This window comes from Candidatus Saccharimonadales bacterium (assembly GCA_035317825.1).
GTDB lineage: Bacteria > Patescibacteriota > Saccharimonadia > Saccharimonadales > Saccharimonadaceae > DATHGB01.
Genome location: DATHGB010000018.1, coordinates 1 through 15,095 on the forward strand (window position 1 = coordinate 1; position 15,095 = coordinate 15,095).

Genomic DNA, 15,095 nt, shown 5'->3' on the forward strand with positions numbered 1-15,095 from the left:
TACTTGTTCCATTGTTATGTAAATCAGTCTTTAACGCCCTATTTGTATCCGACACGAGTATACCGTCAAATAGCGTTTCGAGCTTTAGTCTCGGTATTGTCCAATTTCTAAATGTATCCATATTATCCGTAGCAATGACTACTTTTATACCTGCGTTTCTCAACTTCTGAATGATAGTTATGGAATCAGCATCTATATATTCCATATTCTCAGCACTATAGCGGAGCTCACTAACAAGATTATCATAAGGAATTCCTGTCGCATCTGATACGTAGTGAAGGATGTCAGGGTAACCTCTTAAACCGCGCATCCAATCTTTTACTAGATGTCTTCCTTTATCTTCAGTGAATAATACTTTCTGAATAAGATCGTACCTCGTCTTATCATCCGGGTTGTTTCTCCATCTGCTCCAAAAACGCGAGTTAGATAGTGTACCGTCCCAATCCACAAATAACACCTTATATTGCATAAGTGTAGTATAGCAAAAGAACTCATAATCGAGTTCTTTCCTGTATTGCGCATGCTTAGCGGCCTCTCGTGGATATACTTCGCAACTTTTAGCTATAGAACCGGCTTATTGTCTCTCTAAAACTAGGAGTGAATTTATCGGGTATTTCTTGCATTAAGGATTTTAGCTCGTCAAGTTCATACCATTTTATATCTTCAACCTCATCCTCCTCTAGGTCAAATTGCGTAGAGCCATCTATGATCCCCTCGTAGACATGGATTATTTGTCGTATTTTCTTGTCGCCTTCATCGTTTTTAAAAATAAAATCCCCAACAAGCTTCAGGCTAGCAGATATACCGATTTCTTCTCTAGTTTCCCTAAGGGCTGCCTCGACCCATGTTTCACCTTCATCGACATGTCCACTAGCGGCAACGGTCCACATCCCAGCAAAGGTGTCCTTTTTCATACTTCGTTTTTGAGACAAAAACCGCCCATTTTGATCTCGAAGTACCACACGGATATTACGAGTGTAATAGCCGTTTGCCCATGCTTCCTTACGGTCGCCCACACGGATTAATTGATCGTTTTCGTCTACAAGTGTAAGTCTTTCTGTCATCAATTAATAATAGCAAAAAAAGTCTCAAAGATAGAAACCTCCTTCATTGTGCTTACGACTGCTCAAAGCACACACCTAACTTTCGTTAAGGAGGTCTAGGTAGTCGAGACCAAGTAGCGCTACTTCGACATCTGTCATGCGGCCAGAACGTACAATTTTAAGAAAGTCGGGAAGATCAAGTAGTTTCACATTTAAGAACTCGCTATCATCGAGTTGCTGATTACTTACGCGTTTGCAATTTGTAGCGACAAAGCATGAACGCTCCATGGTGACGTAGGCGTCATCAAAGCACGTAGTGACAAGCTGAATGTCACCCGCATACCCTGTTTCTTCGCGAAGTTCTCGTGCCGTAGCTTGCTCGGGTGTTTCGCCTTCGTCAATGTACCCACCCGGTAGTTCGTTTAAGACAGTGTTTGGGCCAGGTCGAAATTGTTCTACTGTAATAACTTTGTTATCCTCGGTCAGTGCCAAAACACAAATGGACGGATTGGTAATTTTTATATAGAAATTTTTTGTCTTTCCGTCGGGCAATTCATAAATGCGCTCTTCCACTTGCATAAAGTTATCGAAGACTATCTTTGATTTCAGTAGTTTCCAGTCAATCATATCGGCTTTAAAGAATTTCAAAAAAGACTTTTATTTCTTTCGCATCGTCCCGATGATTAATAGTGTGGATGCTACAAAGAACAGTCCTAGTGCAATAAACATAGCCATTGGGATCTCACCCAATGGGCAAAATGACAATCCGCCACTGTAGTTACAAGTGCTTGCAATGATAATCTTTGATCCGAAATATGCGAGTATCGGACTTGAGATTAGTACGGCAAGAGCCGATATTGTTAACTTCTTCTGTTTTGTCAATTTAGTCATGATTTAATCATATCAAACAAAAATAAAACCCTCTGAATTAACAGAGGTAAAAAGCTTACGGCAGCCCCTAGCGGACGTACTTCGAACTTTCAAGACAGAAGACCGAGATGGCGACTTAAAGAACTAAACCGTACTTTTCTGACATCACTTTCAGGAACAAGTCGTAGTTACTATAAAATTCAGCATGAATACCATACTGGAGCGCACCATCAATGTTGCTCTGGTCGTCATCCCAAAATAAGACCTCGTCCTTGCTGACGTGCAAATCTTCTACAACGCGGGCAAAGAATTCAACTGCCGGCTTCTTCAATCCGAGATGGGCCGATGAGTAAACCTTTTCGAATACACTCTTGAAGCCCATGTGGTCAAGCATATATTGAGTCCGGTACTTCTCCTGATTAGTCGCAAGCACCACCCGGACGCCTGAATCACGCAGGCTTTTTACGTTCTCGATGAGTTCTTTGTTAAGTATATATTCTTCAGTAAACCAGTAGTCTAAGAGCTCATCTACTGTTCCTTTCCAGCCAAATGAAGCAGCATACGGAGCAATCGACTCTTTTAGATCAGCTTTGCCGACCAAGCATTCCTGAAATTTGGTTGTAAAAAATTCTTTCTCCTTATCACGATCAACGTCGTGATCACGTACGAGTCTCTCAGAGAAGGCTTTCCCGTGTATAAGTACGCCATCAGCATCGAGAATAATAGTAGAAATCATACGATTCAGTATACCAAACAAAAAAGACTTCCGGAGAAATCTTTATCTATTGTTCTTATGCTTGGCAGGAGTGGCAGGTCGTTAATCGAACTTTTAGTGACGACGACCCTCGCTGCGATGTCGATGAAATTAGAGCACTTATCGACGAGGATATTGAATAGCTAGGTCGTCATGTCTTTTTAGATCTAAGTATAATTAAGAAAAATTTACTACTTCTCAAATATATAATGACAGATATTTTACAAAACTTTTAAACAAAATCCTATGCAGTTCCAGGGTGAGATGCTTATTTATAAAGAAATAGCGCCTCCGGTGGAGGCGCAGGTGTGAATTTGAGACGTGCCCAGAGGAAGTTTTAGCGTACTAATTGTACAAACTCCCTCTGGGACTTACCGTTTCTCGAATTAAAGAACACCATTTATTATATTATCATAAATGTAGTAAAAAGCAATGTATGAATCAAGATACTCCACCAAGATGAAGTGCCCGTGCTCGACACGACTGGTGACTCGTCATCTAACTTTTAGTGAAGAAAAGGCCGAAGCTGTTCCTATGATTCATAGTAGAAGTAGTTTTCCATTTGCTCATAGAATTCATCCCAGGTTTTGGGATGTACCTTGCTAAACCTATATTTAGCCTCTTGTTCAATCTGTGTCATATCTAATTCCGATTGAATAATCGTAATGTTTTTGTCTATAGAGATCTTCTTTAACGGATTTTGTATATTCTCGGGCGAACAAACAATCAAACAAAACCATTCTGCAACAGGCATTTCTCGATCTAGGTCGTATAAGTCTAATGTAACCGCAGCCCACCATCGTGTGCCAGCCTTGCCGAATGTTTTTTTGAATCTTGGCTTTTCTTTACGTTCAATCCGTACACTTTGTAATTGAACATGCGGCACACCTTGTTTTGTCATACATAAATTTTAGCATAAAAAATAGACTTAACGAAAAGTCTATTTTATTGTGAAATAATATCGTGGCAGGAGTGGCAGTACGTTAATCGAACTTTTAGCAACGATGATCCCAGTTGTAACGTTGATGAAATTAGATCCTTTCTCGATACGATAGACATACCTAAAGATGAGGAATAGTTATGAAGAAGTATTCTCTTAAATATAATTGACTTTGAGCGTAACCTTGCGCTAGTCTAACTATCACCAAAGCGTGTCCCCCAGCCCTTTACATCCTCCTCGATGATTCTGTGAAAAAGTACTTCCGGAACCTTAAATTTTGTAGCAATCGGTAGCCAGCTAAGGTTTGTCAACTTGTCGGCAATAGGCCAGGAGATATCAATATCAGGATTGTCCTGAGGTATTTCAAATACGTCTCGAAGCTGCCGTGCGGTACCAGGAATAATAGGTTCTGACACTAATGCGTAGAGATGGATCAGGTTCATCGCGGTTCGGAGTGTCAACGCAGCAGCTTCAGGATCGTTCCTGACCTCCAGCCAAGGTGCCTTCTGCTCTAGGTAGGAGTTACCGGCGCTCCAGATCATGCGAAGAGACTGGGCTGCCTTGCGAAATTCAAGCCCATCCAGGTGGCCTTCATAATCTGCAACCAAGCGGGCGATCTCCTTGCCTAGACGTTCCTCCTGTTCTCCGGCAATGCCTCTCTCTGGGATGGTGTCGCCAAATTGGGCAAGAGAGAAAGATAATACTCGATTAACAAAGTTGCCGAGTGTTCCAGCTAGATCTTTATTAATGACAGAAGAGAGTAGTTCCCACGTAAAGGATGTATCTCCCGATTCGGGAGCGTTCGCTATTAGGAAATAGCGCCAATAATCTGCCGGTAGAACATCGAGTGCTACGTCGGTAAAAATCCCGCGCTTCTGCGAAGTCGAAAACTTACCGCCGTAGTAGTTAAGCCAGTTGAAAGCTTTGACATAATCAACCTTCTTCCAAGGTTCACGCGTCCCTAGTAATGTCGCTGGAAACATGACTGTGTGGAATGGTACATTATCCTTTGCCATAAACTCGGTGTAGTATACATTATCGGTTGCGTACCACCACGATTTCCAGTCACGCTCCAATGGAGCCAAATCCGACCACTCTTTCGTAGCTCCGATGTATTCAATCGGGGCATCAAACCAGACATAGAAAACCTTACCCTCGGCCGCAAGTTCTGGCCAAGTGTCGTTTGGCACAGGCACTCCCCATTCGAGGTCACGAGTAATTGCTCGATCATGGAGACCTTCCTTGAGCCACTTCTTCGCAATAGACGAGGCGAGCGTTGGCCATGTGGAGCTGCCCACATCGTTGAGCCACTGCTCGACGTCACCTTGAAGCTTAGATTGAAGGAGGAACAGGTGTTTGGTCTCGCGAACCTCCAAGGTAGTACTGCCACTTATCGCAGATCGTGGATCAATCAGATCCGTGGGATCTAGGACGCGCGTACAGTTCTCACACTGATCACCCCGCGCCTTGTCATATCCGCAATTTGGGCATGTGCCAACGATGTAACGATCTGGCAAGAATCGCCCGTCAGCCACCGAGTAAACCTGTTTGACCGTCCTCTGTTCAATGAACCCATTATCATTAAGGCTACGAGCAATCCGCTGGGTAATCTCCGCATTTTGCGTTGATGAACTTCGTCCAAAATGATCGAAAGAGAGACCGAACTTTTCATAGATTGACCTTTGTATTTCGTGTTGTTGCTCGCAGTAAATCTCTACAGGAAGACCTGCCTCTTTTGCTCCAAGTTCGGCAGGCGTGCCATGTTCATCCGTTGCGCAGATGAACAGGACATCATTTCCACGCTGTCGGAGATACCGCGCATAGACATCCGCTGGTAACATCGAGCCAACCAGGTTACCTAGGTGCTTGACGCCGTTGACGTACGGCAGGGCACTTGTGATCAGGTGCCGAGTTGTACCGTTATCTTTAGGTTGTTGGTATGGCGTGGTCTCAACATATTCGGATATTACAGAATAGAAAACCTCAGGCTTATCCAACATCATAAAGTGACCACTCTCGGGAATGCAGGACGATTGAACGCCTTTGAACTGATCAAGAAGATAGTCTTTGCTTTCTTCATCACCATAAATATATAACTTATTTGGCAATGTATTAAAAATGTCCATGAGCTTACCGCTATCTGACCACTCTACAAGTGACTTAGAACTTCGATATACTGCGATTCGACTCGAATTTTCATACCATTTTGCCCACGCAGCAAAGTCTTTTCGGCCTGAATCCACCAACCCTTTTAGAAACGCATCAAAACCATTCTCTATAAATGCAGCCTCTCCTTGTTCAGCCGTCTGACGGCTTACTATACCAGAATCTTGGGATACTAAATTTCCTTCGACATTAATAAAATCAACAAGATTATCTAGTTGCTGTGCGACCAAGAGGCCAATAGTCCCACCCATGCTGTGAGCTACGAGCACGACTTTATTAGGCGATAGTTGTTTAATGAGCCCAACAGTAATGGCCGCCTGGTCTTCCAGTGAATACGAAAAATCATCAGGCTTATCCGACTCGCCAAATCCTAGAAAATCAAAGGTTAAGATTGAGAATTTCTTTAAAGATTCGCTACTAAAGGCTGCATCAAACGACTCTTTGGCGCAACCAAGCCCATGTAGGAATACGATCGTCGTTTCGGATTCGGGCTGGAATCGTATCTTGGTGGCTAGAGAGAATGAGTGATCATTAAGCGCCACTTTAATAACTTGTGAATTTACGGGCAGGTCTTTCATCTTAATTCATCTCCTAGGACAGTCGATCCAACGCTAAGGTTATGTCTAATTTTAGCACTATCGCTTCCATGGAAGCCATTATCCTGCCACTGAACAACAACCTCAAGGAAGCGATTGGATTGATAGCCCGAACTCCCAATAACAAGTGCCGTAGTGTCTTTTGGTACATCCGCTAGACGGCGATAGCAAGTTGCTAATTTACCATCTGCTAACGCGAGGGCTTTGCCTTCTGTAAAATCAATATCTTCCGGCCGTAGTGTCGTTTTGGCATTACCAAAGTTATCTATACACCAGACTTTGCCGTGAATATCGTGTTGTTCTTCTAGGACTTGTGTCTTTGATGGAACAGGTTTCTTTTGCGTGAGCCAGTAGGCGACGAGTGGTAGGAACTCTAAACTACGGAACTGTGTGTGATTAATTCGTTCAGCCTGATTTTGAGTGATCTCACCCCATTTAACAGCTGCCGCGGTGACCGTGGGCATATCGAGGAGTTCAACAGATTTAACAAGACCATATTCCTGTGCCAAACTTAGAGCCCGACCAGCGTAGGTACTGACTACTAGTACATTACCAATACGAAAGTAGCAAAATGGCGTGCCATTGTTCCATTTTTTCTTGACCTTGTCGCCACGAGGGGCAACATTGACCAGTATAATCGCTTCATTGTGGCTTGCTGATGCGGGTAAGTTTGTGAGAGCACCAAGTTGGTCAATAAGGTTACCCGCAGCCTCTACATCAGGAGCAACGGCTCTAACGCCGAGAAATGTTGGCTTCACGCCGAACAAGCTGGCAAACCGTAACTCCTGGCGAGCACGAGCGTTATCATCCGCACAATCCGTAATGATACTTCCTATTATTTGTGACATATTCTTTCTCCTTTGAAATTAAAAAACCTCCGCTGAAGGCGGAGGTAATGTCAATTGCTAATAATTATTTTATGACACGAAAAGTCCGCCTAGTGAGTAGGGCATCATGTCCATCATAGTGCGGGTGTTAGTTGTCATATAAGATGAGTATAACTTAGATGTTACTGAAATAGCAAATTTGTCAATGAGTGCTAGAATTAAAAAGTTTGGTTGACCTGTTACCCCTACCTAATAACCAAACTAAAAATACCTCATTTTACAGAGGTAATTTTGAAATTTGATGAATCAATAATTTCGTGGCAGGGGCGCGTGGAATCGAACCACGATCCTAGGTTTTGGAGACCCATATACTAACCGTTGTACTACGCCCCTAGACGTGTAACGTTATTCATTGTAACAGATACCAGAATAAAACTAAACTAGTAGACAATATCTACTGGCTTTTGTCTTTTTTGATACGGACTGCACGTTTAAAGCGGCGATCTGCTTCGGGATCAGCCCATCGCACGATTGGTTCGTGAATAATAATCCGCTCGCCGTATTTTTTGTCTTCCTCGATCGCTTTTAGCGAGTTAACGAAGTACTTTTCTACCAGCCACTCGCGGCCAGGTAGCATCTGCCCTTCGACGGTAATACGCCATAGGTCATCGTCCCATTTTTCTGTTATTTTAATACGAAGTGGTTTGGCTAACATCATTGGGCCTGTCGGCACGGTGTTAATAATCTTCCGAATCACTTTTTCACCAGCTTCACGGTCATGCACGAATAGATCAACTGCCATTGTCCGGACGCCGCGCGGGGTAACGTGAACGGCCATCATTTGTTGGTTATGTATCCATACGATCTCACCACTAAGGCTGCGCAGTTTGGTCGATCGAAGCGTAAAACGCTCAACGACACCTGTTACGTCGGCAAAAGGTTCTATTTTGATAAAATCACCAACGTTAAACCAACGTTCAATGATCATCGTTGCGCCAGCGGTAATGTCACGTAGCAGCATGCCAAGTGTCTGTCCGACAAACACGACAAAGAACGCACTAGCACCAAGAGCCGCCGCACTACTTGAAGAAGATGCAGGACTAAATACGCGCCATGCGATGTAGCCGACGACTGCTACGGTAACGGCACGCACAACTGCTATGGTAACGCTTAAGTACGTTTCGACTTGGCGCAGACGAATGGCACGATCATCATTCGATTCGTTATCTGAATGCGTGGCAACGATCTGCGCTACCTTGACGATGAGCTTTGCTAGATATTTACTTATCCAATACGCTGCGATAAGCGAGATAATTAAAATAAGCACCGAACGGAGTGCGTTTGGCTGAAAAAGGAACGCTTGGACTTCGTTCAAAAAATTGTTGATACTTTTTTCACTGAACACTCTCATCATTCTAACGTATTAACAGATAAAAAACGATCGGCTCTGGCTAGTTATGCACAGCAAAAATATAAATAAGGCCGCGTAGGTGTAAATATGGTTGTAAAACCATAAGCGTCGCCCTATAATAACAACTAATGAACCAATAAAAAGGAGCGTTCGGACGGAGTGTCCGTAAACAAGCGGTATGAACATACTTATGCTCGGATGGGAGCTCCCGCCTCACAATAGTGGTGGACTAGGAGTGGCATGTTACCACATGTCTAAGGCACTTGCTTTGCAGGGTGCGGAGATTGATTTTGTCGTGCCCTATTCTGCCCACCATCCAGAAACGGAATTCATGACGATTCATGCCGCGACAAGACTTGGTCCACTTGATCGCTACGGGCTAATGGGCGCGTATGACAGCAAGTACCTTCGTAAGATTGAACTAGACGAAGTGGATGGCGACGACCTAAAAGACATGCGCGGTGTCCAAAAACGCTACGTTCAATTTGTTGAACGCATGGTTAAGGATAAAAAGCCTGACGCAATTCATGCACACGATTGGTTAACGATGGAAGCTGGTATGCGCGCCAAGGAACTGACAGACGCACCATTGATTGTTCATGTTCATGCAACTGAGTTTGACCGTTCGGGTGAAAAATTCGGCAATCCGATTGTGCACGAGATTGAATACCAGGGATTAATGATGGCCGACCGGATCATTGCAGTGAGTAACATTACGAAAAGTATTATTATGCAAAAATACGGTATTCCAGAGGATAAAATCGAAGTCGTATATAACGCAATTGATGTCGCCAGTCTAGGTGATTACGATTATGACCGCCGAACGTACAAATACCTCGAAGCGCTAAAAAACGAAGGCTATACGGTCGTTACGACGGTAACGCGTTTTACGATCCAAAAAGGTCTGACGCATTTTATCCGCGCAGCCGCACGGGCGTCTGAGAAACACGATAAACTTGTCTTTTTATTAGCCGGTGACGGTGAACAGCGCGACGAACTAATGCGATTAAGCGCCGATTTGGGTATCGCCGACAGGGTATTCTTTACTGGCTTTGTTCGCGGTAAGCAATGGCGCGACGCTTACAATGTCGCGGATATTTTTGTCATGAGTTCGGTTAGCGAGCCATTCGGCTTAACGGCGCTAGAAGCAGCGCATCATGATGCGGCTGTAATCGTCACTCGTCAATCTGGTGTTGGCGAGATTCTTCATAGTATCTTTCGGTATGATTTTTGGGACACAGATGTTTTGGCTGACCAGATTGTTGGTATTGCGACCTCTCCTGCCCTTTCGCACGATCTGCGGACGAATATTAAACACGAGTATGCGCGGATTTCATGGAACGACGTTGCTGCACAGTGTATGAAGATGTATCACCGTGCGGTCGGAAAGGCAGTCGCATGAGCAAGCGAGGCATAACACTCTATCTTCACGTTCATCAGCCATGGCGTGTACGAAAATATAGTATTTTTGATACGGCAACTCACCATGATTACTTTGACGAACAAGATCAAAATACCGATCGCAATAACGAACGGGTTCTTCGCAAAGTTGCCGACAAATCTTACCGGCCGATGAATGCGCTGCTTGAAAAACTGCTCAAACAGTATCCAGAATTTAAAGTTTCACTAAGTATCACCGGTACATTTATTGAACAAGCTGAAAAATGGGCGCCAGACGTACTAGATAGCTTTAGACGCCTAGTTGATACTGGTCAGGTTGAAATCGTATCAGAAACGTATTATCACTCACTTGCCTTTTTTTACAGCCGCGAAGAATTTGAGCGTCAAGTCGAAATTCATCGTGATAAAATACGCGAATTATTCGGTGTCGAGACATCAGTGTTCCGTAATACTGAACTTGCATATAACGATGAACTAGCCCAGTGGGCAGATCGCTATGGGTTTAAGGGTATTTTAGCTGAAGGATGGGATCCAATATTAGAATGGCGAAGTCCAAACCATGTCTATAAGCCACACGGCACTGATAATATCAGCTTACTTTTGAAAAACTATCGCCTAAGCGATGACCTAGCATTTAGGTTTAGTAATAAAGCATGGGAACAGTGGCCACTAACAGCTGATACCTATAGCGAATGGGCAAACGCCTCAATTACGGATAGTCCACTGATCAATCTGTTTATGGACTACGAAACATTCGGTGAGCATCAATGGGCAGATACGGGTATTTTTGACTTCTTTGAAAGTTTCATCGGCAAATGGTTGCAAAATCCTGACCATACGTTTTACACGGTCAGTGAAGCAATCGATGCTAGCCCGGCCGAACATACGATCAGCATGCCACACACGGTGACCTGGGCAGACAGCGAGCGTGACCTTACTGCATGGTTAGGCAATAGTATGCAGCAAGAGGCCTTACGGCATTTGTATGCTCTCGAGGAAGACATTATCCGTAGCGGTGACGTGGCTCTTATTCATGATTGGCGAACGCTTCAGACCTCAGACCATGTTTACTATATGTGTACCAAATGGTTTACAGACGGTGACGTACATGCCTATTTCAGCCCGTACGAGTCACCATATGATGCGTTCCTTTACTTTATGAACGCGCTTCGTGATGTGCGTTATCGAATGATGGAGCATAATGGACATAGGGGGCTACATGGCTAGACCTATCGTTCTAAGTAATGGCGAACTGCATGTCGGAATTAATAAATTCGGTCTTGTTCATGATTTCTACTTTCCCTACGTAGGACTAGAAGATCATGCGGCCGGTAATTCGCTTCGGCATCGAGTAGGCGTTTGGATTGACGGGCAGATTAGCTGGCTAGACGATGGCTCGTGGACATTTAAATTCCATTACCCTAGCCGGGCTCTTATCGGACATACGATGGCAAAAAACGAACAAATGGGGATTTTATTAGAATTTGATGATGTTGTCGACGCACACATGAGTGCATTTATGCGTAATATTCATGTGATAAATTTACGTGATACGGCGCGTGAAATTAGACTATTTATGCACCAGGCATTTGTTATCGGCGATGCACGTAGCAATACGGATACCGCACAGTATTTGCCAGACAGTGATTCAATTTTGCATTACCGCGGCCGCCGTGCGTTTATTATCTCAGGACAAGCAGAGGACCAACCGTTTGACCAGCACACGATCGGGTTATTCGGTATCGAGGGTTACGAAGGTAGCTACCGTGATGCCGATGACGGTAATCTAAGTATGAGTAATGTAGAGCATGGCCGGGTTGATTCGGTGATTCGATTTAAATTAGAGATCGACGCTCTTAGCTCAAAACGCGTGCACTACTGGGTTGCTGCAGGTACCTCTACGCGTGAAGCATTATATATTCACAAGCAAGTCCGCGCAGATGGCGTTTTAAAACGACTGCATAGTACTGCCGAGTGGTGGCGTGAGTGGCTAAAGCCCGCCCTGTTGGTAGCTGAAAAAATCGCCCCTGAACAACAAGAAAACTTTATTCGTAGTACCATGATCGTTAAATCTCAGATTGACAAGCGTGGTGCGGTAATTGCTAGTACGGATACGACCATGCTTAACTATTCGCGCGACGCCTACGCGTATTGTTGGCCTCGTGACGGCGCGTACGTACTGTGGCCGCTAATTAGAATGGGTTACGAAGACGAAGCCCATCGCTTCTTTGAATTTTGCAGGCGCGGACTTCACCCAAGCGGCTTTTTGATGCACAAATATCGAGCAGATGGTGCTTTAGGAAGCAGCTGGCATCCATACGTGCATGACGGTGTTCAGGCTCCGCCAATTCAGGAAGACGAGACAGCACTCGTTTTGTTTGTGTTCGCGCAGTTTTATAACTTGCACCCGAGTTCACGACTATTACGCGAGTTTTACGAGCCAATGGTACTGCCAATGGCTGACTTTTTGGCGAGCTATATCGACGAAACAACGGGCTTACCGAAACCAAGCTATGACCTATGGGAAGAGTCGTTCCTCACTACGACATACACGACCTCTGTCGTTTATGCGGCGCTTCTTGCGGCTGCAGACCTTGCCGAGATCGCTGAGGATGGAGACAATGCTGTAAAATGGCGCTCAGCTGCGGATGATATTCTAACAGCTGCTCATAAACATCTATACAACCATAGCCGTCAGGCATTCTATAAGGGACTTATTGTCAAAAACGGACAGATTGAATACGACGATACATTTGACCTATCGAGCGTATTCGGCTCATTTATGTTCGGGTTATTCCCTGTCGGAAGCGAAGAACTCACCGCAAGCGTTGCGACACTTACCCGAACATTCGGTGTTGATGGTGGCGCAATCGGACTTCCCCGTTACGAAAATGATAATTATCGCCGCGTAAACCCTGGGGTAACGGGCAACTGGTGGGTTATTTCTTCACTATGGCTAGCGCAGTACTACATCGAAACAGGTGAAACAGACGCTGCGAATAGGATTTTAGGCTGGGTGCAGGACCACGCAAGTAGCACGGGCATGTTGGCTGAGCAATTAAGCCCAGTTGATGAAACCCCGATATCTGTCGAGCCGCTTACCTGGAGCCACGCTGAATACATGGCTACGCTTCTGGATACTATTACAGAGAAGAAAAAGCGGTGAAATCTGAAGATATAAAAAATAAGAGCAAACGAATGCTTAACCGGCTTGTTCCAGCAAGTGTTATTCAAGCACAGCTGCACCGACGAGTCATTACCCAGTTTGCCGAGAAAGTCGGCCTTGTTTATTTTGGGTACGTTGACCAACGGAGCGATGAGCATCGGTTGGTACGAGGACTGACACTTTCGGCCAATCACCGCGACAACCACTATTGCATCGGTACGTTCGAAGGCTATGATATTACTTTCGTAGAGCGTCGTGATACGATTCGTTTTCCAGGTAAATCAACGAAGATACACAACTGGATTATTATGACGTTTGATCTGCATACGACATTTGATCTTCCACATATATTTCTGGGACTTCATAGCCATAGCCCAACCTTTTATGCTCATTTATTTACAAAGTTTTCGCATCTGACCAAGATACCGCTAGAGGGTTACGGCTCACATGACAAAGTGTTTTCTGATCGATACGCTTTATACAGCGCTCCGGATCAAATGCAGAACGCGTCTCAGCTTTTTAACGAAACTTTGACAAAGCCAATTGGCGACCATTTTGGCAGTATGACATTCGAAATTGCAGATGGATGCTTGTACTTGTACGCTGAGGATCAACGAACGACGCAGGCGCTGTTAGAGAAGATGTTGAAGTACGGTATTTGGTTGGCGCAATCGGTGGATATGCGGTTGATGCCTAAGGTTAATAGTTAGTACGGGTTATTGTAATTAGAAATCTAAAACTCCTCGATATATATCGAGGAGTTTTAACGTAGAGTATAACGATTTAACCCTTGCGAGGTTTAATTTCGTTACGACCAAGGCTTTTCTTGGTTTCGGTGTATGTAGCGTGCTTACGAGCAATCGGGTCATACTTTTTAAGCACCACTTTATCAGTCGTGTTTTGTACATTCTTAGTGGTGTAGTAGGTTCGGTGTCCTGTTAGATCACTAACGAGGCCGACCAACTTGCGCTTTGTATTCTTCTTTGCCATTACTTACTCGCTTAAATTTGTTATTGCAATCCTATGTATTTTAGCATGATTTTGCCACAATTACTAGTGATAAAGCATAAAAATGGAGCCACGACTGGGATTTGAACCCAGGACCTCATCCTTACCATGGATGCGCTCTACCAACTGAGCTATCGCGGCATACCTCGGTCAATTGTAGCAAAAGTGACCTCTTATGCCAAGAGGTTATTGTATCGTGCCATTCTCTCGCAAATGCGCTAAATAGTCACCGATAATTTTTGGCGTATAGATTTTTTCAACCATTTGAACATTATTACGGATAGCTAGCGCGGTATCGTAAAGGCTGATCGGCACAGCGACTGTCTCGAGCACAGTGCCCAGATCATATTCAGGGTCAACTAGCTGGACGGTAATACCCGTGTGGTCAATCTTCCCTGCTCGTGCAAGTTCATACGCTTTTTGGTGCACAGCGTCACCCCATGCTCCACGAAGTTCTGGTATATCAACGCGCCCAGGATGGTTATTAGTCAACAGTCCTTTGTCAGCGTATTGTGTTTGTAGTGATCCCTGTACTCTTTTGCGAAAACCCAGTAGCAAACCCAATGTGGCCCGTGCGTCTTCGAGAACTTTACACATGGCATCAGAAGCCTCATTACTTATTGCCGTTTTATCAACTAACCCTTCGGGGTGTGTCTTGTTATTGATGAGGTGCGTTTTGGTATGTATACCCGGGTGTGCCCCATACTCAGCGTATTGTCTATTCATTCGTTCAACACGGGCAGTTATGTGGTTGAGCGGATCTTCTGGCGATGGAGGATTGTTATAAATGATATCGGTTACAACTGCATCCACAAACCCCGCCTGACTTGCATGAATGAATGCCTCGGCTGTTGTACCGCCATCGCCAGAAGTGATTACTACGAGTCGGGGTGTTTCAAATGACATAAAATCC

At 44.5% G+C, this 15,095-nt stretch carries 15 protein-coding genes and 2 tRNA genes; 4 read left to right on the forward strand and 13 right to left on the reverse strand.

Annotated elements, in window-relative coordinates; genetic code table 11:
* The 10 genes from VK497_03590 to VK497_03635 all read right to left on the reverse strand — a co-directional run.
* On the reverse strand, positions 1 to 469 hold a 469-nt coding region (locus VK497_03590), incomplete at its 3' end, for an HAD family hydrolase (GenBank protein ID HMI09451.1).
* Positions 470 to 557: 88 nt separating this feature from the next.
* Complete coding sequence (locus VK497_03595) at positions 558 to 1,064, reverse strand: NUDIX domain-containing protein (GenBank protein HMI09452.1); 507 nt, start codon at positions 1,062 to 1,064, stop codon at positions 558 to 560.
* Positions 1,065 to 1,139: 75 nt separating this feature from the next.
* Positions 1,140 to 1,670, reverse strand: coding sequence for an NUDIX hydrolase (locus VK497_03600; protein ID HMI09453.1), 531 nt, complete (start codon positions 1,668 to 1,670; stop codon positions 1,140 to 1,142).
* A 30-nt stretch (positions 1,671 to 1,700) separates the two neighbouring features.
* Complete coding sequence (locus VK497_03605; protein ID HMI09454.1) at positions 1,701 to 1,934, reverse strand: hypothetical protein; 234 nt, start codon at positions 1,932 to 1,934, stop codon at positions 1,701 to 1,703.
* 115 nt (positions 1,935 to 2,049) lie between these two features.
* A complete protein-coding gene (locus VK497_03610; protein HMI09455.1) occupies positions 2,050 to 2,649 on the reverse strand; it encodes an HAD-IA family hydrolase in 600 nt (199 codons plus the stop codon).
* A gap of 550 nt (positions 2,650 to 3,199) precedes the next feature.
* Positions 3,200 to 3,568, reverse strand: a complete 369-nt coding sequence (locus VK497_03615) for a hypothetical protein (protein HMI09456.1) — start codon at positions 3,566 to 3,568, stop codon at positions 3,200 to 3,202.
* 233 nt (positions 3,569 to 3,801) lie between these two features.
* Complete coding sequence (gene metG / locus VK497_03620) at positions 3,802 to 6,351, reverse strand: methionine--tRNA ligase (protein HMI09457.1); 2,550 nt, start codon at positions 6,349 to 6,351, stop codon at positions 3,802 to 3,804.
* On the reverse strand, positions 6,348 to 7,217 hold the full coding sequence (locus tag VK497_03625) for a hypothetical protein (protein HMI09458.1): 870 nt from the start codon (positions 7,215 to 7,217) through the stop codon (positions 6,348 to 6,350). Before VK497_03625 ends, metG begins: the two co-directional genes overlap by 4 nt.
* Positions 7,218 to 7,514: 297 nt before the next feature.
* Positions 7,515 to 7,589 (reverse strand) — tRNA-Trp (locus VK497_03630).
* A 61-nt stretch (positions 7,590 to 7,650) separates the two neighbouring features.
* Positions 7,651 to 8,610: a mechanosensitive ion channel domain-containing protein gene (locus tag VK497_03635; GenBank protein ID HMI09459.1), complete on the reverse strand. Its 960-nt coding sequence runs from the start codon at positions 8,608 to 8,610 to the stop codon at positions 7,651 to 7,653.
* 187 nt (positions 8,611 to 8,797) lie between these two features.
* Here VK497_03635 and VK497_03640 point away from each other — a divergent pair, with 187 nt between their 5' ends.
* From VK497_03640 to VK497_03655, 4 genes are read left to right on the forward strand one after another with little or no spacing between them, the layout of a single operon-like run.
* A complete protein-coding gene (locus tag VK497_03640) occupies positions 8,798 to 10,009 on the forward strand; it encodes a glycosyltransferase family 4 protein (protein HMI09460.1) in 1,212 nt (403 codons plus the stop codon).
* Entirely contained in the window at positions 10,006 to 11,235 is a 1,230-nt protein-coding gene (locus VK497_03645) for a glycoside hydrolase family 57 protein (GenBank protein ID HMI09461.1), read from the forward strand. The genes VK497_03640 and VK497_03645 overlap by 4 nt, the downstream gene beginning before the upstream one ends.
* Positions 11,228 to 13,174: a glycoside hydrolase family 15 protein gene (locus VK497_03650; protein ID HMI09462.1), complete on the forward strand. Its 1,947-nt coding sequence runs from the start codon at positions 11,228 to 11,230 to the stop codon at positions 13,172 to 13,174. Before VK497_03645 ends, VK497_03650 begins: the two co-directional genes overlap by 8 nt.
* Positions 13,171 to 13,884, forward strand: a complete 714-nt coding sequence (locus tag VK497_03655; protein HMI09463.1) for a hypothetical protein — start codon at positions 13,171 to 13,173, stop codon at positions 13,882 to 13,884. Before VK497_03650 ends, VK497_03655 begins: the two co-directional genes overlap by 4 nt.
* 73 nt (positions 13,885 to 13,957) lie before the next feature.
* Here the strand turns inward: VK497_03655 and rpmG are convergent, their stop codons facing one another.
* From rpmG to VK497_03670, 3 genes are all read right to left on the reverse strand, one after another.
* Positions 13,958 to 14,164, reverse strand: coding sequence for a 50S ribosomal protein L33 (gene rpmG / locus VK497_03660; GenBank protein ID HMI09464.1), 207 nt, complete (start codon positions 14,162 to 14,164; stop codon positions 13,958 to 13,960).
* An 83-nt stretch (positions 14,165 to 14,247) separates the two neighbouring features.
* Positions 14,248 to 14,323: transfer RNA gene (locus tag VK497_03665), tRNA-Thr, on the reverse strand.
* 45 nt (positions 14,324 to 14,368) lie between these two features.
* The gene (locus VK497_03670; protein HMI09465.1) at positions 14,369 to 15,088 is read right to left on the reverse strand and encodes a hypothetical protein; all 720 of its coding nucleotides are present in this window, start codon (positions 15,086 to 15,088) and stop codon (positions 14,369 to 14,371) included.
* Positions 15,089 to 15,095: the final 7 nt, after the last annotated feature.

What these genes read in the sequence shown, in the direction of transcription:
- VK497_03595 (HMI09452.1), bottom strand. Translation starts at nt 1,064, where the DNA reads ATGACAGAAAGACTTACACTTGTAGACGAAAACGATCAATTAATCCGT.
- VK497_03600 (HMI09453.1), bottom strand. Translation starts at nt 1,670, where the DNA reads ATGATTGACTGGAAACTACTGAAATCAAAGATAGTCTTCGATAACTTT.
- VK497_03605 (HMI09454.1), bottom strand. Translation starts at nt 1,934, where the DNA reads ATGACTAAATTGACAAAACAGAAGAAGTTAACAATATCGGCTCTTGCC.
- VK497_03610 (HMI09455.1), bottom strand. Translation starts at nt 2,649, where the DNA reads ATGATTTCTACTATTATTCTCGATGCTGATGGCGTACTTATACACGGG.
- VK497_03615 (HMI09456.1), bottom strand. Translation starts at nt 3,568, where the DNA reads ATGACAAAACAAGGTGTGCCGCATGTTCAATTACAAAGTGTACGGATT.
- metG (HMI09457.1), bottom strand. Translation starts at nt 6,351, where the DNA reads ATGAAAGACCTGCCCGTAAATTCACAAGTTATTAAAGTGGCGCTTAAT.
- VK497_03625 (HMI09458.1), bottom strand. Translation starts at nt 7,217, where the DNA reads ATGTCACAAATAATAGGAAGTATCATTACGGATTGTGCGGATGATAAC.
- VK497_03635 (HMI09459.1), bottom strand. Translation starts at nt 8,610, where the DNA reads ATGATGAGAGTGTTCAGTGAAAAAAGTATCAACAATTTTTTGAACGAA.
- VK497_03640 (HMI09460.1), top strand. Translation starts at nt 8,798, where the DNA reads ATGCTCGGATGGGAGCTCCCGCCTCACAATAGTGGTGGACTAGGAGTG.
- VK497_03645 (HMI09461.1), top strand. Translation starts at nt 10,006, where the DNA reads ATGAGCAAGCGAGGCATAACACTCTATCTTCACGTTCATCAGCCATGG.
- VK497_03650 (HMI09462.1), top strand. Translation starts at nt 11,228, where the DNA reads ATGGCTAGACCTATCGTTCTAAGTAATGGCGAACTGCATGTCGGAATT.
- rpmG (HMI09464.1), bottom strand. Translation starts at nt 14,164, where the DNA reads ATGGCAAAGAAGAATACAAAGCGCAAGTTGGTCGGCCTCGTTAGTGAT.
- VK497_03670 (HMI09465.1), bottom strand. Translation starts at nt 15,088, where the DNA reads ATGTCATTTGAAACACCCCGACTCGTAGTAATCACTTCTGGCGATGGC.